The following is a 21,280-nucleotide window of genomic DNA, read 5'->3' on the forward strand; positions in this document are numbered from 1 at the left end:
TAGTTTTATATTAAAATGGGTCGTTGCTGTTTTCAACGGATGTCGGGGCCCTTCAGCGATATTACGGAGACGATTTTCACTGATAAGTCGGTTCTCACGGAAAGCTACCAACCAGAGACGATCCTCGAACGCGACGAAGAGATCGACGCGTACAGTCATGCCCTTCAGGACGTGTTGTTCGGACGCGAGCCTGAGAACGTCTTTCTGTACGGAAAGGCCGGTCTCGGGAAGACTGCTGTCACGGAGTATATGATGAACGAGTTGCGGGAGGAGGCAGCAACCCGCGAACAGGCGGACGACCTGCATATCCACCAGATAAACTGTAACGGTCGGACGCTCTTTATGGTCGTTCGACAACTAGTCAATAGGTTGTTACCCGAAGCGGCCAGTGACTTCCCGAAGCGGGGGCTCGGCACGGGCGACGCGTTCGACGAACTGTACACACAACTCGATCGAATCGGTGGCACCCATCTGTTCGTTATCGACGAAATCGACCACCTCGACGACGCAAACACGCTCTTGTACGAACTGCCGCGGGCACGTGCGAACAACCACATCTCGGAGGCGCTCATCGGTATCGTCGGAATTAGCAACGATTACACGTTTCGTCGGTCGCTGTCGCCGAAGGTCAAAGACACGCTGATGGAGACGGAGATCTCGTTCAGCCCGTACGACGCAGGTGAACTCCAAACGATCCTTCGTCATCGGGCGGAGACGGCGTTCGTTGACGATGTTTGCGACCAGTCGGCTATCGCGAAAGCGGCAGCACTCGCCGCACAAGATATGGGGAACGCACGACAAGCGATCGACTTTCTCCGTGTCGGATCGGAAGTCGCAGAACGGGAAGGCGACCGACACGTGATCGACGATCACATCGAGCGGGCACGGACGCTCGTCCAGCGGGGCCGTCTCCAGAACAAGATCCGTGATCAGACCCAGCACGCCCAGTATATCCTCGAAGGGATCGCCACGCTTGCCAACGAAGGTGAACTCCCGGCACGATCCAAGGAGATCCAGACAGTATACGAGAGGGTTGCCGACGCTCACGGAGCGTCACCGCTGACGACGCTGAAAAGCGTGCAGGACCATCTCTCCGATCTCCACATGCTCGGCTTCCTCATCCGGCACGAACAGAATCACGGTCGAAGTGGCGGACAGTACTACGAGTACGAACTGGATCTCGATCCTAGCATCATCGTCCAAACGCGGAAGAAAATCGCTGAACAGACCCGCTGAGTGGATTTCGGTCCTAAGTCTGTAGTTATATTCAGCACCGGGGAACAGACGAAAGGCGCTCTCCGTATTTCGCGAACACACGAAATGTACTCTCTCTGAACGTGGACGAGACCACTTCCGCGTCCGGCGAAGAACACACGAAATGCACTCTCTTAGAGCGTGGACGAGACCACTTCCGCGTCCGGCGAAGAACACACGAAATGTACTCTCTTGCACGAGAGGCCATAACGGGGTTCATCAGGTCGAACCAGCAGTGGGGTTCACCAACGCGGCCTCCGAGGTACGGGCAACACGTACCGGACCGAAGGTGTGTTAGTGCTCGGGGTCCAACTCGACGTAATGGGAGTTCAGGAACAGTACCCGTTCGACGTCGAGGCCGTCCGCGCCGACTTCCCGGTCCTCGACCGGCTCGTCGGCGGCGATCCGGAGTCGCCCGGCGAGGGTCCGGGCGACGACACGCCGCTCGTCTACCTCGACAACGCGGCGACCTCGCACACGCCGGACCCCGTCGTCGACACCATCGCGGACTACTACCGCGGCTACAACGCCAACGTCCACCGCGGTATCCACCAGCTGAGCCAAGAGGCCTCCGTCGCCTACGAGGAGGCGCACGACACCGTCGCCGACTTCATCGGAGCGTCGGGCCGCGAGGAGATAGTCTTCACAAAGAACACGACCGAGGCGATGAACCTCGTCGCGTACGCGTGGGGGCTCAACGAACTCGGTCCGGGCGACAACGTCGTCCTCACCGAGATGGAGCATCACGCGTCGCTCGTCACGTGGCAGCAGATCGGCAAGCGAACCGGCGCGGACGTCCGGTTCATCGACGTCACCGACGAGGGACGACTCGACATGGACGACGCCGCCGCGCTGATCGACGACGACACCGAGATGGTGTCCGCCGTGCACGTCTCGAACACGCTCGGCACGATCAACCCGATCGGCGAGCTGGCCGAGCTGGCTCACGACCACGACGCCCTCATCTTCGCCGACGGCGCGCAGTCGGTCCCGAACCGACCCGTCGACGTCAAAGAGTTGGGCGTCGACTTCTTCGCCTTCTCCGGCCACAAGATGTGCGGCCCCACCGGGATCGGCGCGCTGTACGGCCGCGAGGCGCTGCTCGAGGAGATGCAGCCGTACCTCTACGGGGGAGACATGATCCGCCGGGTCTCCTTCGAGGACTCCACGTGGGAGGACCTCCCGTGGAAGTTCGAGGCCGGAACCCCGTCGATCGCGCAGGGGATCGCCTTCGCCGCCGCGATCGAGTACCTAGAGGAGATCGGGATGGAGAGCATCGAGGCCCACGAGGATCTGCTGGCCGAGTACGCCTACGACGAGCTGGAGGCGCTCGGCGGCGTCGAGATCTACGGCCCGCCCGGCGACGAGCGCGGCGGCCTCGTCGCGTTCAACGTCGACGGCGTCCACGCGCACGACCTCTCCAGTATCCTCAACGACTACGGCGTCGCGATCCGCGCCGGCGACCACTGCACGCAACCCCTCCACGACGAGATGGGGGTCGCCGCCTCGGCGCGTGCCTCTTTTTATATCTACAACACCGTCGAGGAGATCGACGCCTTGGTCGAGGCGGTCGGCGAGGCGCGCGACTTGTTCGCGTAAGTGTACACATTCGGACACCAATAGCGCGCTCGATGGAATATTTTCGGAGCACAACCTGTTGTTTGTGAACTGGCGTGTCTCAGCCGAGACACGTGGGTATAAAAAAGCCAGTCAGGGAGCGAAGCAGAAGTATATATTGTCTATCTAAACAAATATTTTATATATTATTCATCAAGTATGTCTTGTATGGGTTTGTTTGACCGATTTAAAAAATGGGAATGTGCTAGTTGTGGGAAAAAATACCGCTCAGAACCCACGGAGTGTAAGAGCTGCGGGCATACGGTATATAATCAGATTTAACAACTCAGGCGCAGAACTTCTGCGTCGCGTAGATCTTGTCGTCTTCTGTGAGTTCGATACCAATACCAGTTTGTGACCACTCTTGCCGAAGCAGGTTTTCGCGGTGCCCCGGTGAGTTCATCCACTGGGCAACGAGTTCCTCGGCGAGAGTTTCTTCATCCCCGATGTAGACCTCTCCTTCCGATGTTTCTACTCGCTCTTGATACCACGACTGTGCGACGTTTTCACCGCCGATGTCGCAATTTGCCATTTCGAGACGTTCATCTGTGGTTGACCCCGGGAGATCGTGCGCTAGTTCGTCGTGTTCGACCATATCAACGCTGTGTAACCGGGCTCGTTCTTGCAGACTAGCTAACGATGAAAGTCCGGCCAATCCTCTTTCTGCCCTCTTCTCGTTGATACCCTCTCGAACGAGCCGCTCAACCTTCTGCTCGTCGAGCTGTCTCGGTTCGGTAGCGTTCGACGCTGCATCTACCAGCGGGGATACTATCTCCCCGGGAGATGAACCGACAGGACCCACGCCTATCTGACCAGCGACTAAGAGTACGGCACCGACTATTAAGGCCAGTTTAGTCACCTTCCAGACGCTGTCAACTGGATATCTAAACACGTGCTTCGCGAAACCGGCTACTGATGAGACCAACCACATTGGCACATCCAATACGAGCGAAAAAGCGTCTGAGAACCCACTGCTATCGGTACTTTCATTTCTAGGTTTCTTACTTTTGTTTACACTATGATGATTTATCGAACCGTCAGGTGCGACGTCGGGTGACCCTTCAGTATTGGGATATCTCTTGTTTTCAGCTTCCTTAGCTGCCTCACGTAGATTTTCCCCTCTCTTTTTGTCCTCGTGAACGTTGTCTAGTGTATCTCCATGACTTTCGGATTCATCCTTCGCGGGTCGATCTACTGTACGCCGCTTACGCTCCTCTGACTCGGCGTTTTCAGACTTGGTATCGGGGGCCTTGTCTGTTTGATCGGTTGAGGCGCCTGCTGTGGGAGGATCGAAACACTTCGAGCGGTGTCCGCCGATATGTTCACCGCAGTACACCTCGTCACAATGCGGACAGCCCGCAATCTCGTGGTCGCGTAGCGGTGTTCCACAGCGTTCACACTCGGCTATTGGCTCCTTTTTCTCGTCATCTGGTTGTTTTCGGGATTGATCCGCAGGATCTGAAGCGTCGACGTTCGATAAGCGAAAATCGTCCTTAAACCACGGTTCCACCTGATCCGCTTCATGCTTCAGTTGTTGTTCCGCTTTTTTAATTTTAAGAGCGACACAATCATGCGATTCGGGTAGTCGACACTGGGTACAAAATGTTCCGTCACACCGGCGGCAAGTATGCCCAAGCGCCTCGATCTCGCGACCGCAGTGGTCGCACTTCATACTCATCGGTGACGCGGCTTTGTCATAGATTTATTGATAATCTAGCTTAGTTGAATATTCTCCGGAACACGGATGCGAGCACTAAGCCGATTCTGAACAGCAACACGCCGGAGATTCATTGCGGTGCGATTCCGTTCGCGACCCCGCTGAGGATGCCAGCAACCGCAAACGTAGCACCCCCGATTTCCCCAACACCGGAACGCGAAACGGTCCCAAGCCTACCTTGTTTCTCGTGGCTTCGTCCCCGGCGGGGGCCGCTATCCTTCTGTAGGACTCCCCCACTCCCCGGGTGACGGAACCCTTTTGACCGATACAACCCTACGGTGAGGCGATATGGGACTGGGCTCGGACATGTACCGGCAGCAGATTCTCGACCACTACAAAAACCCGCGAAACTACGGGGAACTCGAGGATCCGGACTTCACGCACGTCGGCGAGAACCCCTCCTGTGGCGACACGATACGGGTGCAAATCGCTCTCGACGACGCCGAAGAGACGATCGAGGCGGTGCGGTTCACCGGCGACGGCTGCGCCATCTCGATGGCCTCCGCGAGCATGCTCTCGGAACGACTCCACGGGATGTCGGTCGACGACCTCGACGCGCTCGACACCGACGACATCACCGAGATGCTCGGCGTCGACATCTCGCCGATGCGCGTGAAGTGCGCGGTGCTCGGCCGGCAGGTCGCACAGGACGGCGCGAAGATCCACCGCGGCGAGCTGGACCCTGACGACCACACCATCACCGAGGAGTAGCTGTCACGGGGCCGAGATCGCCCTCTGAACCCCGCCGTCCCGAGCCCACCGGACTTTTGCTCGTGAGTCACGTTCATCCGCGTATGAGCGACGGGTTCGACAAGGAGGCCGAACGGGAGAAGCTCCGCGAGAAGCTCGCGGACGACGACGAGAAGCGCGAACACACCCAGCGGATGTCGGAACTCCTGTTGAAGGGCGCCACGATGACGAACCGCCACTGCGACGACTGCGGCGATCCGATTTTCCGACAGGACGGCCGGGAGTTCTGCCCGACGTGTCACACGGTCGACGCCGCGGATGTGCCGGAGGCTGGAGCCGGTAAACCGACGGGGCGAGACGGCGACGCGGCGGCGACACCGGCAGGGGGAGTTGACGGCGGGGACCTGACGAGTGTGACGGATGCGGGTGACACGGCGGAGGGGGCGGACGCGGCGAACGGGGTCGGCACCGCGGACGCGCCCGGCACGAGGGCGTCGGCCGCACAGACGTCGTCGCCGGTGACGGAGACCACACCCGACGCGGCCGGGCCGAGAGCTGTCGACGACGCGCGGGAGTCGCTGGTCCGGACGCTGACCCGCTTCGCGAGCGCCGCGGAACAGACCGACGACCCGCGGCGCGCGCGGGAGCACCTTCGGGCCGCGCGGGAGGCGGCGGAGGCGCTCGCGGCGCTCGATCGATAGTTCGAAACGGGAGAAAACGAAGAGCGCAGAGAGAACGAATCGAGGCAGATTTCGACGGGACTCAGGCTCCGACCGGCAATCCCGCAGGCTCCATCTCCTCCCACGCGGGCGCGGTGTCTCCGAGCAACGACCGGACGATGCGGATCACAGCGCCAGCACTGCCGCGACCGCCGACGACGCCGCGATCAGCCTCCCGCACGAACTGGTCCAAATCCTCCAGCGAGAGCGTTCCGGCAGCGACGGCACCGGTGAGCGTCTCCGTGTCGCTGTCGAGAATCCGTACGATTTCGGCCGAGTCGGCTGGGCTGCGCTGATCGGTTTGCGATGTCATGTCGGGGGTTGTGGCGGCCATGTCGATTCTTACTACATATCGAGTTAATATATTTCTACCGGTTATCATACGCTAGGTGACACTTCCTGTGCGGCCGGAAGGGAACCGACGAACAAGTGCCTCTCGCGCTGCCCTCGACGGGTGTGTCTGTGCGTCTGTGTGTCTATGCGTCCGTGTGTCTGTGTGTCTGTGTGTCTATGCGTCTGTGTGTCTGTGTACCTGTGCAGATTCGACGTGCGCGTGTTTCGAAGCCGAAACGATCGGTGTCCACCGTCACAGCCGGAAAACTACGACGGGATGGCCGTGTCGAGCGAGTGTGCCGCGCACCGTCAGTGGTCACGGTATCGGAAGAACTGTGTTACCGCCGTCGACCGCTATCGTCCGCTGTCGTCCGCTATCGTCCGCTTTCGACCGCGACCCGCATGTCGGTCGCGAGCTGTTCCGCGCGGTCGGCGTCGGCGGATTCCGCGTAGACGCGGATCTTCGGCTCGGTGCCGGACGGGCGGACGAGCACCCACGCGTCACCGTAATCGAGACGATAGCCGTCGGTGGTGTTCGGCTCCGCGTCCGCCGTCTCCACGTACGCCCGCGCCGCGGCCAGCATGTCGTCGCGCTCGTCGCCGTCCGCGTACTCGACGTTGTGGCGCACGAAGTGATAGTCTGCGTAGGGGGCGACCACCTCGCTGACCGGCGCCCCGTCGCCGGCCGCGAGCAGCTCGAGAAAGCGCGCGCCGATATACGCGCCGTCCCGTGAGAGGCGGTACGGCGGGAAGAACACGCCCCCGTTGCCCTCGCCGGCGATGGGGACGTTCGTCCCCTCGTCGTGGAGTTCGCGAGTTCGCGTGATGATGTTCGTCGCGCCGATCGGCGTGAGCTCGAGGTCGGCGTCGTTCGCGGCACAGACGTCCACGAGGCGCTGCGAGACGTTCACCGCGCTGACCACGGCGTCGCCGGGCTCCAGACAGGCGTCGGCCATCGCCGCGAACGACGTGTCGCCGTCGACGAACGTCCCGGTCTCGTCGACGAACACGCCGCGGTCCGCGTCGCCGTCGTGAGCGATCCCGACGTCGGCGTCGGAGGTCGCGACGAGCCGGGTGAGGGCACCGAGGTTCTCCTGGACCGGCTCCGACTCCCGCCCGGGGAAGTGACCGTCCGGGGTCGCGTTCACCGTGATAACCTCACAACCCAGTTCGCGGTAGATCCGCGGTGAACTGATCGAGGCCGCACCGTGACCCGGATCGACCGCGACGGTCAGGTCGGCGGCCGCGATCGCTTCGGCGTCGACCGCCTCGATCAGCTGATCGACGTAGTCGTCGACGGCGCCGTCGACACGGGTCGTCTCGCCGACCGTCTGCCAGTCCGCGAGATCGTACTCGTCGTCGAGCACGCGGCGTTCGACGCGTTCGAGCACGTCGACGGAGAGCTCGACGCCGTCGTCGCCGACGAGCTTGATCCCGTTGAACTCGGGGGGGTTGTGCGAGGCGGTGACGAGCACGCAAGGTACCCCCGTGGACTCGCAGTAGTGGCCGACCGCCGGCGTCGGCACGACGCCGAGCCGGTCCACGTCACAGCCGACCGCGGCGAGGCCGCTTGCGGCGGCGTTGGCGAACAGCTCGCCGGTCGTACGGGTGTCGCGGGCGACGGCGACTCGATCGGCGTCCCACACCGATCCGGCCGCCTTCGCGATATCGAGGACGAGCTCCGGCGTGAGGTACCGCAGCGCGACTCCGCGAATACCGCTAGATCCGAACAGCTCCATGGGCAGCCATGCGCTGGCCGACGGGAAAGCGGTTCCGAACGCGCGCCGCGATCCCGGACGGCCCTTGCCCCGCCTCCGACCGGCACGGCTCGACGCGTGCGGTTGAAACCCGCTGCGCCCGTACCGGTCACATGGAGCGAACGCGACGCGATCTGCTGGCGAACGGGGCCGCGACCCTCACCGCCGCGGGATCGATCGGCGCCGCCGGCTGTCTCGACTTCGCCGCGGGCGACGGACCACAGGGACCCGAGGGGACGCCCGCGACGCTGTCGTGTGCCGACGACGGGTTCGTCCGCCTCGCCCAGCCGTTCGACGAACCGGTTGAAGGGACGGTCGTCGAGGCCCCAGACACCCGCTTCGAGCTGTCCGCGGAGGGGACCGCGGAGACGTACGGGCAGTCGATCCGGCTCGTGCTTCGGAACACCGGCGACGGGGCCGGAACCGTGCTCGGCGAGCACGCGTACTCCGTCCAGCGGGAGACCGCCGAGGGCTGGCTCGACGTGCGGGGATCGACTAGCGGTGACTCCGTGGACCTCCCGCGGACGGAAGAGACGTTCGAGCCGGGATCCTCCTACAGCTGGTCGATCGACCTCGACGAAGACGCGCTCGGATCGGCCGTCCCCGACCGCGAGCTCGGCGTCTGCCCGCCGCTCGGTGCTGGAACGCACCGGTTCGTCTACTGGGGAATCGTCGACGCGCGGCCGATCGGGGTCGAGTTCGAACTCGTCGGATGAGCTGCCGTAGCCGGACGAATCCCAACAATCGATAGCTGTCGACTGATTAGAAAGCGATCCAGTCGGAGGGCTGCCCGACACGTCCGCGGACGCGGAACTCTCGGTCGTCGTCAGACATGCGTGTCTCGACGACCACGTCGAACGGCTCGTGGAGGGTGTGGACCACCTGTTCGTCGTGTGCGCTCGAGTTGAGCACGCCGACGAACGGCCATCCCTCGCCCGAGGTTTGAGAAGTCATCACGCGAGTGAACCGGTAGATCCGATCGGGATCCCAGTACATCAACAGCTGAGACAGCGAGTAGACGCCGACCGCACGCTCGCGTCCGGCCGAGGACTCGACGACGTCGGTGAACTTGACCCCGATATCGGTGAGGTTTCCGGCGCTGCCGACGTACTTCGTCGTCGGCGTGTCGTCGCGCTTGTCTCCTTGCTCGTGGGTGACGCAGTCGATGACGATCACGTCGTCGCCGTCGTTCCCGGTGATCGCCTCGTAGTCGTCGCGGACCTTCTCCGCGGTCCGACCGGTCGAGACGACGATCGGTCTGGTCGACCACTCGGCGAGCAGTCTGTTAAACAGGTCGTACTTCCCACTCATCGGGGGGCCGCTGACGAGTACGCTGTCGGCGTCACGGACAGCGTCGGGAAGCACCGTCATGTGTCTGGATTGAGTGGGTATCGGGTAAAACCCTTCCGAGGGATCACTTTCGAAGCATCGACGGGAGGTCGAGCGACGACGGTGGGCCTTCCTCCGGCGGATCGGTGAGTGTCAGCTTGGTGAGAGCACCGGGGAGCGAAGCCGAGACTGGCGCCGTCAGCGGTGTTCCAGTCGGGTCGACGAGTTCGTCCCAGACGTCTTCAGGCTTGTCCGCCTCGGCGGTGGCCTCAATCGCCTTCGTCCGTCCCTCGTCGTACGCGAGTTCGACGAGACTCCGATCGTACGCGCTCTGAAACGACGAGAGAACCCGATCGAGCTCTTCAGGACGCGGGCTACCGATGCCAGCGGCGACGCCCAGCGCAAACGCCCGCTTCGCGGCTTCCTCTCGGGTGATATCGTCCCACTTGGTACCGAACAACCGGTCGTACATCAGTGCGTCACCGTCGTGGCCGCCCCGACGCGGAGGCCGCCGTCGGTGAACTCGATGTCCTGGATATCGGTGTCGACGTCGGTGCCGCGCATCTTCAACACCTGGATACCGCGTTGCATGCCGTCGTCTTCGAGGTAATTATGCATGAATACGGCGCCGTGAGCGAGGTAGTGCTCCTCGGAGTAGGCGCTCGGATCCGTCATCTCCGAGATGAGAAGCGTCGTCGCGTCGGTCCGCTTCAGCGACGAGAGTAGTTGGATCATCGTATCCTCGTCGTCGTCGAGGAGGAACCGCAACAGCATGGTCGAGTCGAACACCACGCGGTCGATGTCTCGAGAGTTGATGAAGCCGGTGAGGCGGTTCGTCACCCCGGAGTGGTCCCGTCGCTCACCGGGAAGACCGAAGAACCGCCGTCCGTCGGAGGAGAACGAATCGAGAAAGGTAACCCGGTCGGTATCGAGCGCTCGGTCGAAGCCGAACTCGTAGCCGCTCATGTCGCGACGGATCCCCTCCTTCGTTTCGTGCATGCTGACGTACAGCACGTCTTCCCCGTTGCGGGCGCCCTGCGCAGCGAACTGCGAACAGAACGTGGTCTTCCCGCTTCCGGGTGGGCCGCTGACAACGTACAGACGGTTCTCCGGGAACCCGCCGTCGACGATGGCGTCGAACCCGGGAACGCCACTTGAAGCGCGCATACGTTGGAAATCGTCGGTTGTCAGATAAGGGTTGGCCCCCGGTTCTCACGGGTGAGAACCATCGAGTACGGGACACGGTCCGATCCGGGAGCGCTACGATTCCTCCGCTTCGGAGACGATCTCTCCACCGTCGAACTCGTCGATGTCGGGCGACACCCAGACGACGAACCGGTCGTCGGACTTGACGATCCCGTGGACCCCCTCCTCGTCGATCGTCGTGCCCTGGTCGACGTCTTGGGGAGCGACGTCGCGGACTTGGAACACCTCGTCCACCATCCAGCCGACGGTACCGCCCTCGTCGATCTCCGCGGCGTCGAACACGACGATCCGTTCTTGCGGCCCGTCATCCCTGATGTCAAGGAGCGTCTTCGGATCGACGATGGTCGTCGTCCGACCGCGGAGGTCCATCACGCCCTCGACGTGAGCGGGTGAGTTGGGGATCCGCGTGAGTTCGCCCGCGTCGACGATCTCGTCGATCACGCCGATGTCCAGACAGTACGTGCCGTCGCCGAGACCGAACTCCAGCACCTTCGTGGGTTCGGCGTCCGTCTCGATGGCTGCCATGGGGGCAGGTGCGGTCAACCTCCCAATAACCGTGTCCCCTGAATTATCAGGGGTGATTACTGGGTCCGTGCATTTATGCTAATTCTGCGACCGCTTACGGACATGAGTAGGACGACGGACCGACGGGGCACACGCGAGGGGTCCGTGCGGGCGGTGGTCGTCGACGACTCGCCGTTCATGCGAGGGCTGATCGCCGACCTCCTGGCGGACGCCGGTGTGTCGGTGGTCGGCGAAGCCGGCGACGGTGCGGAGGCGCTGTCGATTGTCGCCGAGACGCGTCCGGACGTGGTGACGATGGATGTCGAGATGCCCGGGATGGGCGGACTCGAAGCCGTCGAACGGCTGATGGACGAGACGCCGACGCCCGTGTTGATGCTGTCGGCACACACCGCGGAGGGCGCCGACGTCACCTTCGAGGCGCTCGAACGCGGCGCGGTCGATTTCTTTTCGAAACCGGGCGGCGAAGTCTCTACGGGCGTCTCTCGCGAGTCGGACCGACTCGTCGAGGCCGTCAGATCCGTGGCGGAGGCCGACCTCGACGCGGCGACGCGTAACCGGCGCGAGCAGGACCTGCACGAGCGGGACCAGCGCGCTGCGAGCCCCGCAGATTCCGACCCGCCCGGGGGAAGCTCCGCGCCGCCGGCGTCGGATGAGTCGAGCCCGATCGAGTCGACCGCAACGCTCGACGTGGACGGTCCGCTGACGGTGGTGATCGCCGCCTCGACCGGCGGCCCGAACGCGGTCGAGCGCGTGATGGGCGCGCTGCCGATGGCTGACTGCCGTATCGTTATCGTCCAGCACATGCCCGAGGCGTTCACGCCGCGATTCGCCGAGCGGCTCGACGCCGCCTCGGCCTACGACGTTCGCGAGGCGAGCGACGGCGAGCGGATCGGTGCCGGCGAAGCGCTCGTCGCGCAGGGCGGGAGCCACACGCGGATCGACAGCTACCGGGCGGGACGGCTCCGCGTCAAGCTCGACGAGGATGACGACCAGTCGGTCACGCCCGCCGCCGACATCACGATGCGCTCGGCCGCCGAGGTCGTCGATGGGCCCCTGGTCGGCGTCGTGCTGACGGGGATGGGATCCGACGCGACTGCGGGTATCCAGGCGATGGCGGACGCTGGCGCACGAACCCTCGCACAGAGCGAGGACACCTGCGTCATCTACGGAATGCCGAAGCGAGCCGTCGAGACGGGCGGTGTCGACGAGGTGTACGACCTCGACGACGTGGCCGGCGCAATCGTGGGGGGTGAGGCCTGATGGACTCGCACCGCGCCGCGTTCGTCGCCGAGGCCGAAGACGGAGTCACCGACCTCAACAACGCGCTGCTCGCCTTAGAGGCCGACCCCGGAGACGCCGCCGCGATGGACGACGTGTTTCGGGTCGCACACACGCTCAAGGGGAACGCCGCGGCGATGGGGTACGAGGACGTCTCCTCGTTCGGCCACGCGCTGGAGGACCTGCTTGACGCCGTTCGGCAGGGCGATCGGGAAGCCACACCAGAGCTGATGGACCTCCTGTTCGAGGGGGTCGACACCGTCGAGGCGATGGTCGCGGAGATCGCCGACTCCGGCGATGTGACGACCGACCCCTCCGAGCTGGAACGTCGCCTGCGCGCGATGGAGGAACACGGGACCGCGGAGGCGGAGGGCGAGTCCGCCGACGATGCGGATTCCGAGGTCGAGACGAGCACAGACGACGAGATAGCAGACGACGAGATAGCAGACGACGAGATAGCAGACGACGAGATAGCAGACGACGGTGACGACACGGAAGCCGATACCCTCTCGGTTCCGGATCTCCCGCCCGCCGTCGACGACTTTGATAGCCCGGTCGTGTACGCGGACGTGACGATCGGCGAAACGGCGATGGCGGGCGTCGACGCCACGCTCGTCCTCCAGGCGCTTGACAGCCAGTTCGACGATCACGTTACCGAGCCGTCTCCCGAAGCCTTGGAAAACGGCGAGTACGACGAGCGGTTCGACGCATTCGTCGCCGGGGCCGACCGTGACGTCGTCGCCGAGGGGCTCGAAGCCCTCACGCAGGTCGAGGCGGTCGAGACGGTGCTTGTCGGCGACGCGGCCGCCGCTGAAACGACGGCGGACGACGACGCCGAAGAGTCCACATCGGAAGACACCGGATCCGGATCTAGTTCTGACGGGCGCGACGAAATCAAGTCGATCCGTGTCGACGTCGACCAGGTCGACGAGCTCTACGGGCTCGTCGAACAGCTCGTAACGAGCCGTATCAAGCTCCGCCGCGAGCTGGAGGAGGCGAACGCTCAGTCGGACGCGTTAGACGAACTCGACAAGCTCGCCTCCAGTCTCCAAGACACCGCGATGGATATGCGGCTCATTCCGTTCTCGCAGGTCTCCGACTCGTTCCCGCGACTCGTCCGCGATATCTCGCGCGACCTCGACAAGCAGATCGCCTTCGATATCGAGGGCGCCGACGTGGAACTCGATCGGACGATCCTGACCGAGATGCGCGACCCGCTCGTGCACGTCCTTCGGAACGCGGTCGATCACGGGATCGAATCGCCCGGGGAGCGTGAGGCGGCCGAAAAAGACCCGACCGGTCACGTCCAACTCCGCGCGGAGCGCGAACGCGACCACGTCATCATCGAAGTGAGCGACGACGGCGGCGGTCTCGACCCTGATCGACTCCGCGAGAAGGCGATCGCCGAGGACGTCAAGAGCCGAGAGGCGGTCGACGCGATGACGGATAACGAGGTGTACGATCTGGTGTTCCACCCGGGATTCTCCACCGCCGAGGAGGTCACGGACGTCTCGGGGCGAGGCGTCGGGATGGATGTCGTCCGAACCACCGCTCGCGACCTCGACGGCTCGGTCTCCGTCGACAGCGAGCCCGGGGAGGGGACCACGGTCCGGTTCCGGCTCCCGGTCACGGTCGCCATCGTGAAGGTGATGTTCGTCGACGTCGGCGGCACGGAGTACGGCATTCCGATAAAATCGATCGCGGAGGTCGCCCGTGCGAACGATATCGAAGCGGTTCACGGCGACGAGATCGTCCGGCACGAGGACGACCTGTACCCCGTCGTCCGACTGAACGACCGGCTCGCCGACAGCAGCGTCGCCGCGGCTGACTCTTCGGCCGCCGAGGCCGAAGCTGAGTCCACAGCCACCGAACCCGTCGGCGCCGAGTCCGCGACGACCGACGGTGGCACCGTCGACGGCGGAATGCTGGTCCGTATCCGCGAGGAGACGCGGCAGGTCGCACTCCACTGCGACGCCGTCCTCGATCAGGAAGAAGTGGTCGTGAAACCGCTCGACGGTCCGCTGTCCGGGACTCCCGGACTCAGCGGGACTGCCGTCCTCGGCGACGGCGACGTCGTCGCCGTTCTCGACGTGGTGAGTCTATGAGCGACGAGACAGCCTTCGAGGGCGTCCTCAGACAGATCGACGACACGGTCCCGTTCGAGCCGGGGTACTACAACGAGTCGTACCTCGATCGACGTATCACCGCCCGGATGCGCCGGCGAGACACCGATTCGCACGCCGAGTACGAGCGAATTCTCCGCGACGACGAATCGGAGCGGCAGGCGCTCATGGACGCGCTCACGATCAACGTGACGGAGTTCTTCCGCAACCCGGAGATGTGGGACGTGCTCCGGGACGTGCTCCGCGAGCGGACGAGCGACCGGCGACGCGTCCGCGTCTGGTCCGCCCCTTCGGCCGACGGGCGAGAGCCGTACTCGGTCGCGATGTTGGCCTGTGACGATCCGGAGATCGACGAGTCGCGCGTCGAGGTGCTCGGCTCGGATATCAGTGAGCAGGCGCTGGAGAACGCCCGCGAAGGGGTCTACCAGACGACGCGCACGACCGACATCGCGGCCGAGCTCGAACCGCTGTCGGAGGCCGACCGCTACGTCGAGCAGGACGGAGACGCGTTCCGCGTTCGGCGCGAGGTTCGGCGGCTCGTCGACTTCGAGACGCACGATCTGATCCGCGACGGCGCGCGGGACCCGTTCGACGTGGTGTTCTGCCGGAATCTCCTGATCTATATCGACGTCGACCACAAGGGCGCGCTGTTCGACACGCTGGAGGCGTCGCTGGCCGAGGACGGTGTGCTCGTCCTCGGAATGACGGAGAGCGTTCCGCCGGACCGCGCGGACAGGTACGAGTCGATAGACAAGCGTCGACGGGTGTTCCGGAGGGTCTGATGTCGCTCTACCAGCACGCGCGTGACGGGAACGTCGAGCGGCTCAGGGACGCGTTGGGCAGCGAAAGCACCGCCGTTCGGAAGCGGGCAGTCGAGTTCCTCGGCGAACTCAGCGACGTCGACGAGCAGGCGACCATCGACCGGCTCCTGCGGGCAGCGACGACCGACGAGGACCCGGCGGTTCGGGGGGCCGCGGTCGACGCGCTCGACGATATCGGCGAGTCGGCTCTCGAACAGCTCCTCGCGGAGCTCACGGGGACCAGCGGTTCCGAGGCGGAGTGGGTCACCGCTCGGAAGTTCGCACGCGCGCTGCGGGCCGACCGTCCGGAGCTGCGGATGGCGGCCGCGCGGGCGCTCGGCCGTCTCGGCGACGCGAGCGGGCTCCAAGCCCTCGTCAACGCGTTGAACGACGACGATCCCCGCGTGAGGCTCCGCGCATGCGAGGCCTGCGGAACGTTTGCCGACCCGCGGGCGGTGCCTGGACTGACCGGGCGGTTGGACGACGAGCCGCGCGTCAAGCGGGCCGCGGCGAACTCGCTCGGAAACATCGGCACCGACCAGGCGCTCGCGCCGCTTCTCGACCTTCTTGCGGACCCGGACGAGTCGGTCCGCCGCATCGCCGCCGGGGCACTCGGAAAAGCGAACAACCCGGAGCCGGTCGAACCGCTGGCGCGAGCGCTCGGCGACGAGAGCGCCGTCGTCCGCAACGCCGCCGTCTACTCGATTATCGAGCTGCTCTCGAACGTACCGACCCAGCAGAGCCACGCGGTCCGCGACCGAGTCGTCTCCGAACTGAAGCAGGCCGACGACGAGACGGTCGTCGAACCGCTCGTCGAGATCCTGATCGACGGCCAGCAGCGCCGCCAGCGTCGGAACGCGGCGTGGATCCTCGGCCGCGTCGCCGAGCCGGAGTCGACGCTCGCGGTCGAGGCGCTGGCTGAGGCGCTCGCGGACGACGATCCTCAGACCGCCCAGTTCGCGGCGACGAGTCTCAAGAGTCTCGGCGGACCGGTCGTCGAAGACCGACTGGTCGACCGCCTCGGGACGGAACACCCCGAGGACGCGCGGGCGAAGGCGGTGTTCGTGCTCGGACAGGTGGGCGGGCAGACCACGCTGGACCGCCTCGAAGCGCTCACCGACGACGAGAGCGCAGCAGTCCGCAAGCGCGTGTTCTCGGCGGTGTCCAAGCTTCGCGCGGAGGGACCATAGATGAGCGACGGGGAAGGTGAGTACAAAGTCGCAGACACCCAAGGGCGGTTCGCGGTCGCCGTCCGCGAGGGACGCAAGATGAACGACGTCTCGTGGACTCCCGGTCGGGTACTTCTCTCGAACAAGCGCCTGATCCTCGCGGGGAACGACGGGAAGCGGACGATCCCGCTCTCGAAACTGCACGGGCTGAGCGGTCGACACGACGCTAACCAGTCGGTCGCCCGGGTGTCCAACTACGTGAGCTTCGACCTCGGCGAGCAGGTGTTGCTCGTCGCGGCCGCCGACCACGAGGAGTTCGAGCTCGACGTCTACCGTGCGCTGCTCGATCAGCGGACTCTGATGGCAAAACATCCGGCCATCGAGGGCGGCGTCGTGCAGGACACCGAGTGGGAACAGGCTCGCGTGAAAATCGATGAGAACGGTCTCAACGCCGCGCTCGAGGGCGGCAAATTCGTGGAGTTCGACCTCGACGACATCAGCGGCCTCGACGCTGCCAAACGCACCGTCAACGGCGAAAAGAAGCCCGTGATCGAGGTGTCACACACCGACGACGAGGGGACGAGCATCGAGACTCACGTCGCGGGCGACTCCAGCCGAATGCGGTTCGTCGAGGCGTGGCTCCGGAAGGGCGAGGAGCGTAGCTCCACGAACGTCGATCTTTCCAGCCGCGACCGGGAGGTGCTGATGGCGCTGTACTCCGGGGTCTCGCCGTTCGAGATCCCGGCGTTCCTCGGGATGGAGGTCGACGGTGTCGAGGAGACGTTCGAGCGGCTCGTCGACCTCGAGGTCGTCGAGGAGGTACGAATCCGCCGCGAGGTCGCCCTGAACTCACGTGGGCGCAACATCGCCAGCGAGGCGATGAACGAGCAGTAAGCTCCCTCGGCACTTTCGTCGTTTATCGGCGGCCGACCGCGATGGCGAACAGCCGGCGCGGCCGCTCTCCCACGGCGGTGCGCCGGGCTCCCGCCTCGGCCGCCGCGGGCGACGAGTCAGCTCACGGGGCCGTTGGCCGCGGCATCGTTGAAAAGCGATCACGCAAGTCGCACGAGGCGGCCAGCGCTTTGCTCCGTCGAACCACGCTTAAGTAACCGCCGCGCCGAGTTGGCGTACATGAGCTACGAGGCAGTGTTTTTCGACCTCGACAACACCCTCTACCCGTACTCCCCCTGTAACGAGGCGGGAAAGCGAGCGGCGCTCGACGCGTTTCGAGCGCACGGGTACGAGATGGATCGGGAGACGTTCGACGAACTGTACGCGGCCGGTCGTCGCGAGGCGAAGCGCGAGACCGGTGGCACGGCGGCGTCTCACGAGCGGTTTATCTACTTCAAGCGGGCGCTCCGGGCCCACGCCGACGCCCACGACGCTGCGGCCGCACTCGCTGTCGGCGAGGCGTACTGGGAGGGGTACATGACCGAGATGGCGCTCTGTGACGGGGTCGAGGCCGTGTTCGACGCGCTCGCCGACGCGGGAACGTCGATCGCCGTCGTCACGAACCTCACGACCAACGTCCAGTTGGAGAAGCTCGCTCGGCTCGGAATCGACGACTACGTCGATCGCCTCGTCACCTCAGAAGAGGTCGGTCGCGAGAAGCCGAGCGCGCTCCCGTTCACCACGGCGCTCGCGGCGCTCGACTGCCGCCCGAGCGAGGTCCTCGTGGTCGGCGACAACGTCGAGGCCGACGTCGAGGGCGCGAACGCGCTCGGGATGGACACCGCGCTGTTCGTCGCGGACGGCGAGACGCCCGACCGCGACGAGCTTCGCGGGCCACGGATCCCGGACTACCGTGTCGACGAGTTTGCGGATCTCACGGAGGTGGCGCTGTGACCGACGACGTCGACGCCGGGCTCGACGACGCCGCGCCAGACGTGCTGCGGGACGCCCGCGACGCCGTCGTCGAGTACGCGCCGGCGCTCGCCGACCTGACGCCCGGGCGTACCGGAAACCTGAGCGTCCGCGACGGCGACAGGGTCGCGGTCACCCCCACCGGCGTCCCGTACGACTCCTTCGACGCCGCAGACGTTCCGGTCGTCGACCTCGACGGCGAACGGGTGGCGGGGCGGATGGCCCCGTCGAGCGAGGTGCCGATGCACACGGGCATTTATAAACACGACCGACCGGGCGCGATCGTGCACACTCACTCGCCGTGGGCGACGACCATGGCGACGCTCCACCGGAGGCTCCCGCCGGTTCACTACATGATCGCCGCCGTGGGCCGCGAGGTCCCGCTCGCCGACTACGCGCCGTACGGCACGGAGGCGCTGGCCGCGAACGCCGTCGCCGCGATGGCCGAGGCCGACTCCGACGCCGTGATCCTCGCGAACCACGGGCTCGTCGTCACCGGCCCCGACATCGAGACGGCGGTCGAGAACACGCGACACGTCGAGGACATCTGTCGGCTCTACCTCAGGGCGTCGTCCGTCGGGGAGCCCCACGTCCTCACCGACGAGCAGATGGCGACCGTCGAGGAGCGGTTCGAGAGCTACGGCCAGCAGCCGGACGCGGACGAGCCGTAGTCGGCGCGGGACTTCGCGGCTCGTCCGCCCGCCGCACCTCGGCTGGTCCGTCCCTCCGCCCCGCTCGCCGCTCTCCCGTCGGGTCCGTCCCTCCGCCCCGCTCGCCGCACCCTCGGCGGGTCGGTCGCCCGGTTTTATAAATACCCGGACGGCTACGGGATCGGTATGACCGATACCGAGCAAGCGGCCGCGGTACGCGAGACCGCCGAATCGATCGCGACGATGGAGATTCGCGGTGCCGCGACCATCGCCTCCGCGGCGGCGGAAGCGCTCGCCGAACAGGCCCGTGCGGCCGCATCAGAAGGCTCGGCCGCGAGCGACCCGGAGGCGTTTCGGGCGTCGATGCGAGCGGCGGCGCGGACGCTGCGCGAGACGCGCCCGACCGCGGTCTCGCTGCCGAACGCCCTCAGGTACGTGCTCCAGCGGATGGACGGGCAGGACGCGGACGAGTTGCGCGACAGCGTTATCTCTGCGAGCGAGGAGTTCGTCCGCCAGCTCGACCGCGCGCAGGACGATCTCGGTCGAGTCGGCGCGAACCGCCTCGCCGACGGCGACACGGTGATGACTCACTGTCATTCGACGGACGCCTTGGCGTGTATCGAGGCGGCCGTCGAGCAGGGGAAGTCGATATCGGCGGTCGTGAAGGAGACGCGACCGCGACAGCAGGGGCACATCACCGCCGAACAGCTCCGCGACATCGGGGTCCCAGTTACGCTCATCGTCGACTCCGCGGCGCGTCGATACCTCAACGAGGTCGATCACGTTATCGTCGGCGCCGACTCGATCGCGGCCGACGGCGGCGTCATAAACAAGATCGGTACCTCGGGGCTCGCGGTCAACGCCCGCGAGCGCGGCGTCCCGATCATGACCGCGGCACAGACGATCAAGCTCCACCCGGAGACGCTGACCGGACACACGGTCGAGATCGAGATGCGGTCGGAGGAGGAGGTGATCGATCCGGAGTCTCGCGAGGAGATCGGCGAGATCGACGTCCGGAACCCGGCGTTCGACGTGACGCCCCCGCGGTACATGGATGCGATCGTCACCGAGCAGGGCCAGTTCCCGCCGGAGAGCATCGTGACGCTGATGCGGGAGCTGTTCGGCGAGGGGGCCGCGGAGCCGTGGGCGGAATCATGAGCGAGGGCGACCGTCCGGGCCTCGGGGTCGAGTCGGACCCCGAGGCCGACTCCGACCTCACCGTCGACTCCGATCCCGACCTCGCTCCCGAGGAGTCGAGCCGCACCCCGAAGGTGATCTCGGCCGGCCACATCAACTGGGACGTGACGATCCACGTCGACCGACTCCCGGAGCCTGACGGCGAGACGCGCATCACGCGACTCGAACAGTCCGGCGGCGGCAGCGCCGCGAACGTCGCGGTCGGGCTCGTCGATCTGGGCGGGCAGTCGGTCGTCTACGGCAGCGTCGGCGGCGACGAGTCGGGCGCGCTCGCACTCCGCGAGCTGGCGAGCGCCGGCGTCGACCCCGGACAGGTACTGGTCGACGCCGACGAACCCACCTCGGTGAAGTACGTCATCGTCGACGGCGGCGGCGAGCTGCTCATGCTCGCGAACGACGGGGCCAACGAGTCGTTCACGGCGGCCGAGCTCGACCGCGACACGTTGGCGGCGGCCGATCATCTCCATCTCACCGGCCAGCAGCCCGAGACGGCCGCCGCGCTGGCGACCGCCGCGGGCGAGGCGGGTGCGACCCGCAGCTTCGACCCGGGTCGGCGGGTCGGCGACCGCGAGTTCGACGCCGCGGTACACGCCACTGACGTGCTCTTCGTGAACGCCCGCGAGGCGGACGCGCTCGCCGACGCGACCGATATCGACCCGTGGGAGCCCGAGGACCGCGTCGTCGCGATCAAGCTCGGAGGCGAGGGGGCGACGATCCGTACCCCCCACGGCGACGTCTCACACCCCGGATTCGACATCGATCCGGTCGACACGGCCGGCGCGGGCGACGCCTTCGCAGCCGGGTTCCTCGGTGCCGCGCTCCGCGAACCGGCGATCGTCGGCGACGAGGGGTTCTCCCACGACCCCCGCGACTATCAGGTCCCCCTGCTCGTCGGCAACGCCTGCGGCGCGATCGCGGCCGAGACCGTCACCGCGCGGGCGGACCTCTCGTGGGACCGGATTCGGAGCGTGATGGGCGACTCCCCCGAATCTGACCTCCTGATCGAGATCCGGGTGTGAGTGTCGATCGCGCCCCGGTGGGTTCGCGAGGAGG

General features: G+C 65.4%; 21 protein-coding genes. 14 read left to right on the forward strand and 7 right to left on the reverse strand.

Annotated elements, in window-relative coordinates; genetic code table 11:
• Window positions 1-39 precede the first annotated feature (39 nt).
• On the forward strand, window positions 40-1,236 hold the full coding sequence (locus ACNSN4_RS11565; RefSeq protein ID WP_418285968.1) for an orc1/cdc6 family replication initiation protein: 1,197 nt from the start codon (window positions 40-42) through the stop codon (window positions 1,234-1,236).
• Window positions 1,237-1,575: 339 nt separating this feature from the next.
• On the forward strand, window positions 1,576-2,853 hold the full coding sequence (locus tag ACNSN4_RS11570; RefSeq protein WP_418285969.1) for an aminotransferase class V-fold PLP-dependent enzyme: 1,278 nt from the start codon (window positions 1,576-1,578) through the stop codon (window positions 2,851-2,853).
• A gap of 304 nt (window positions 2,854-3,157) precedes the next feature.
• Here the strand turns inward: ACNSN4_RS11570 and ACNSN4_RS11575 are convergent, their stop codons facing one another.
• On the reverse strand, window positions 3,158-4,543 hold the full coding sequence (locus ACNSN4_RS11575; protein ID WP_418285970.1) for a CAP domain-containing protein: 1,386 nt from the start codon (window positions 4,541-4,543) through the stop codon (window positions 3,158-3,160).
• A 333-nt stretch (window positions 4,544-4,876) separates the two neighbouring features.
• Here ACNSN4_RS11575 and sufU point away from each other — a divergent pair, with 333 nt between their 5' ends.
• Together sufU and ACNSN4_RS11585 are read left to right on the forward strand one after the other, a co-directional pair.
• Window positions 4,877-5,299 (forward strand): Fe-S cluster assembly sulfur transfer protein SufU, encoded by a 423-nt coding sequence (sufU, locus tag ACNSN4_RS11580; RefSeq protein WP_418285971.1) that lies wholly within the window; start codon window positions 4,877-4,879, stop codon window positions 5,297-5,299.
• An 83-nt stretch (window positions 5,300-5,382) separates the two neighbouring features.
• Window positions 5,383-5,979, forward strand: coding sequence for an Sjogren's syndrome/scleroderma autoantigen 1 family protein (locus ACNSN4_RS11585; protein ID WP_418285972.1), 597 nt, complete (start codon window positions 5,383-5,385; stop codon window positions 5,977-5,979).
• Between the two features lie 61 nt (window positions 5,980-6,040).
• On the opposite strand, the gene ACNSN4_RS11590 is transcribed toward ACNSN4_RS11585, so the two are convergent.
• The gene (locus ACNSN4_RS11590; RefSeq protein WP_418285973.1) at window positions 6,041-6,331 is read right to left on the reverse strand and encodes a hypothetical protein; all 291 of its coding nucleotides are present in this window, start codon (window positions 6,329-6,331) and stop codon (window positions 6,041-6,043) included.
• A gap of 373 nt (window positions 6,332-6,704) precedes the next feature.
• Entirely contained in the window at window positions 6,705-8,069 is a 1,365-nt protein-coding gene (gene glmM / locus ACNSN4_RS11595; RefSeq protein WP_418285974.1) for a phosphoglucosamine mutase, read from the reverse strand.
• A 131-nt stretch (window positions 8,070-8,200) separates the two neighbouring features.
• Here glmM and ACNSN4_RS11600 point away from each other — a divergent pair, with 131 nt between their 5' ends.
• Window positions 8,201-8,803, forward strand: a complete 603-nt coding sequence (locus ACNSN4_RS11600) for a hypothetical protein (protein ID WP_418285975.1) — start codon at window positions 8,201-8,203, stop codon at window positions 8,801-8,803.
• A 46-nt stretch (window positions 8,804-8,849) separates the two neighbouring features.
• Here the strand turns inward: ACNSN4_RS11600 and ACNSN4_RS11605 are convergent, their stop codons facing one another.
• The 4 genes from ACNSN4_RS11605 to ACNSN4_RS11620 form a co-directional block, all read right to left on the reverse strand.
• Window positions 8,850-9,458 (reverse strand): DUF7504 family protein, encoded by a 609-nt coding sequence (locus tag ACNSN4_RS11605; protein ID WP_418285976.1) that lies wholly within the window; start codon window positions 9,456-9,458, stop codon window positions 8,850-8,852.
• 43 nt (window positions 9,459-9,501) lie between these two features.
• A complete protein-coding gene (locus tag ACNSN4_RS11610; protein ID WP_418285977.1) occupies window positions 9,502-9,888 on the reverse strand; it encodes a DUF8057 family protein in 387 nt (128 codons plus the stop codon).
• A complete protein-coding gene (locus ACNSN4_RS11615; RefSeq protein WP_418285978.1) occupies window positions 9,888-10,583 on the reverse strand; it encodes an RAD55 family ATPase in 696 nt (231 codons plus the stop codon). Before ACNSN4_RS11615 ends, ACNSN4_RS11610 begins: the two co-directional genes overlap by 1 nt.
• Window positions 10,584-10,676: 93 nt before the next feature.
• Window positions 10,677-11,147, reverse strand: a complete 471-nt coding sequence (locus ACNSN4_RS11620) for a chemotaxis protein CheW (RefSeq protein WP_418285980.1) — start codon at window positions 11,145-11,147, stop codon at window positions 10,677-10,679.
• A gap of 102 nt (window positions 11,148-11,249) precedes the next feature.
• Here ACNSN4_RS11620 and cheB point away from each other — a divergent pair, with 102 nt between their 5' ends.
• The 9 genes from cheB to ACNSN4_RS11665 all read left to right on the forward strand — a co-directional run bounded on the left by cheB (window position 11,250) and on the right by ACNSN4_RS11665 (window position 21,246).
• Window positions 11,250-12,407, forward strand: a complete 1,158-nt coding sequence (cheB, locus tag ACNSN4_RS11625) for a chemotaxis-specific protein-glutamate methyltransferase CheB (RefSeq protein ID WP_418285981.1) — start codon at window positions 11,250-11,252, stop codon at window positions 12,405-12,407.
• Window positions 12,407-14,530 carry a chemotaxis protein CheA gene (locus tag ACNSN4_RS11630; protein WP_418285982.1) on the forward strand — a complete coding sequence of 708 codons (2,124 nt, stop codon included), beginning with the start codon at window positions 12,407-12,409 and terminating at the stop codon, window positions 14,528-14,530. The genes cheB and ACNSN4_RS11630 overlap by 1 nt, the downstream gene beginning before the upstream one ends.
• Complete coding sequence (locus tag ACNSN4_RS11635; RefSeq protein ID WP_418285983.1) at window positions 14,527-15,330, forward strand: CheR family methyltransferase; 804 nt, start codon at window positions 14,527-14,529, stop codon at window positions 15,328-15,330. Before ACNSN4_RS11630 ends, ACNSN4_RS11635 begins: the two co-directional genes overlap by 4 nt.
• A complete protein-coding gene (locus ACNSN4_RS11640) occupies window positions 15,330-16,538 on the forward strand; it encodes a HEAT repeat domain-containing protein (protein ID WP_418285984.1) in 1,209 nt (402 codons plus the stop codon). Before ACNSN4_RS11635 ends, ACNSN4_RS11640 begins: the two co-directional genes overlap by 1 nt.
• A complete protein-coding gene (locus ACNSN4_RS11645; protein ID WP_418285985.1) occupies window positions 16,539-17,411 on the forward strand; it encodes a CheF family chemotaxis protein in 873 nt (290 codons plus the stop codon). It abuts the gene before it with no gap.
• A 237-nt stretch (window positions 17,412-17,648) separates the two neighbouring features.
• Window positions 17,649-18,362: a ribulose-1,5-bisphosphate 5-phosphatase gene (locus ACNSN4_RS11650; protein ID WP_418285986.1), complete on the forward strand. Its 714-nt coding sequence runs from the start codon at window positions 17,649-17,651 to the stop codon at window positions 18,360-18,362.
• Window positions 18,359-19,051, forward strand: a complete 693-nt coding sequence (locus ACNSN4_RS11655) for a ribulose-1-phosphate aldolase (protein WP_418285987.1) — start codon at window positions 18,359-18,361, stop codon at window positions 19,049-19,051. Before ACNSN4_RS11650 ends, ACNSN4_RS11655 begins: the two co-directional genes overlap by 4 nt.
• Before the next feature lie 165 nt (window positions 19,052-19,216).
• Window positions 19,217-20,188: a ribose 1,5-bisphosphate isomerase gene (locus ACNSN4_RS11660; protein WP_418285988.1), complete on the forward strand. Its 972-nt coding sequence runs from the start codon at window positions 19,217-19,219 to the stop codon at window positions 20,186-20,188.
• Entirely contained in the window at window positions 20,185-21,246 is a 1,062-nt protein-coding gene (locus ACNSN4_RS11665; protein WP_418285989.1) for an ATP-dependent ribose-1-phosphate kinase, read from the forward strand. The genes ACNSN4_RS11660 and ACNSN4_RS11665 overlap by 4 nt, the downstream gene beginning before the upstream one ends.
• The last annotated feature ends 34 nt before the right edge of the window (window positions 21,247-21,280 follow it).

The organism is Halorubrum marinum (genome assembly GCF_048381195.1).
Taxonomy (GTDB): Archaea; Halobacteriota; Halobacteria; order Halobacteriales; family Haloferacaceae; genus Halorubrum.

Bases quoted from the DNA above. Each gene is read 5' to 3' on its own strand.
- ACNSN4_RS11645 (WP_418285985.1), top strand. From the start codon at position 16,539: ATGAGCGACGGGGAAGGTGAGTACAAAGTCGCAGACACCCAAGGGCGG.
- ACNSN4_RS11585 (WP_418285972.1), top strand. From the start codon at position 5,383: ATGAGCGACGGGTTCGACAAGGAGGCCGAACGGGAGAAGCTCCGCGAG.
- ACNSN4_RS11630 (WP_418285982.1), top strand. From the start codon at position 12,407: ATGGACTCGCACCGCGCCGCGTTCGTCGCCGAGGCCGAAGACGGAGTC.
- cheB (WP_418285981.1), top strand. From the start codon at position 11,250: ATGAGTAGGACGACGGACCGACGGGGCACACGCGAGGGGTCCGTGCGG.
- ACNSN4_RS11575 (WP_418285970.1), bottom strand. From the start codon at position 4,543: ATGAAGTGCGACCACTGCGGTCGCGAGATCGAGGCGCTTGGGCATACT.
- ACNSN4_RS11590 (WP_418285973.1), bottom strand. From the start codon at position 6,331: ATGGCCGCCACAACCCCCGACATGACATCGCAAACCGATCAGCGCAGC.
- ACNSN4_RS11620 (WP_418285980.1), bottom strand. From the start codon at position 11,147: ATGGCAGCCATCGAGACGGACGCCGAACCCACGAAGGTGCTGGAGTTC.
- glmM (WP_418285974.1), bottom strand. From the start codon at position 8,069: ATGGAGCTGTTCGGATCTAGCGGTATTCGCGGAGTCGCGCTGCGGTAC.
- ACNSN4_RS11615 (WP_418285978.1), bottom strand. From the start codon at position 10,583: ATGCGCGCTTCAAGTGGCGTTCCCGGGTTCGACGCCATCGTCGACGGC.
- ACNSN4_RS11635 (WP_418285983.1), top strand. From the start codon at position 14,527: ATGAGCGACGAGACAGCCTTCGAGGGCGTCCTCAGACAGATCGACGAC.
- ACNSN4_RS11605 (WP_418285976.1), bottom strand. From the start codon at position 9,458: ATGACGGTGCTTCCCGACGCTGTCCGTGACGCCGACAGCGTACTCGTC.
- ACNSN4_RS11650 (WP_418285986.1), top strand. From the start codon at position 17,649: ATGAGCTACGAGGCAGTGTTTTTCGACCTCGACAACACCCTCTACCCG.
- ACNSN4_RS11640 (WP_418285984.1), top strand. From the start codon at position 15,330: ATGTCGCTCTACCAGCACGCGCGTGACGGGAACGTCGAGCGGCTCAGG.
- ACNSN4_RS11610 (WP_418285977.1), bottom strand. From the start codon at position 9,888: ATGTACGACCGGTTGTTCGGTACCAAGTGGGACGATATCACCCGAGAG.
- ACNSN4_RS11565 (WP_418285968.1), top strand. From the start codon at position 40: ATGTCGGGGCCCTTCAGCGATATTACGGAGACGATTTTCACTGATAAG.
- ACNSN4_RS11665 (WP_418285989.1), top strand. From the start codon at position 20,185: ATGAGCGAGGGCGACCGTCCGGGCCTCGGGGTCGAGTCGGACCCCGAG.
- ACNSN4_RS11660 (WP_418285988.1), top strand. From the start codon at position 19,217: ATGACCGATACCGAGCAAGCGGCCGCGGTACGCGAGACCGCCGAATCG.
- sufU (WP_418285971.1), top strand. From the start codon at position 4,877: ATGGGACTGGGCTCGGACATGTACCGGCAGCAGATTCTCGACCACTAC.
- ACNSN4_RS11600 (WP_418285975.1), top strand. From the start codon at position 8,201: ATGGAGCGAACGCGACGCGATCTGCTGGCGAACGGGGCCGCGACCCTC.
- ACNSN4_RS11570 (WP_418285969.1), top strand. From the start codon at position 1,576: ATGGGAGTTCAGGAACAGTACCCGTTCGACGTCGAGGCCGTCCGCGCC.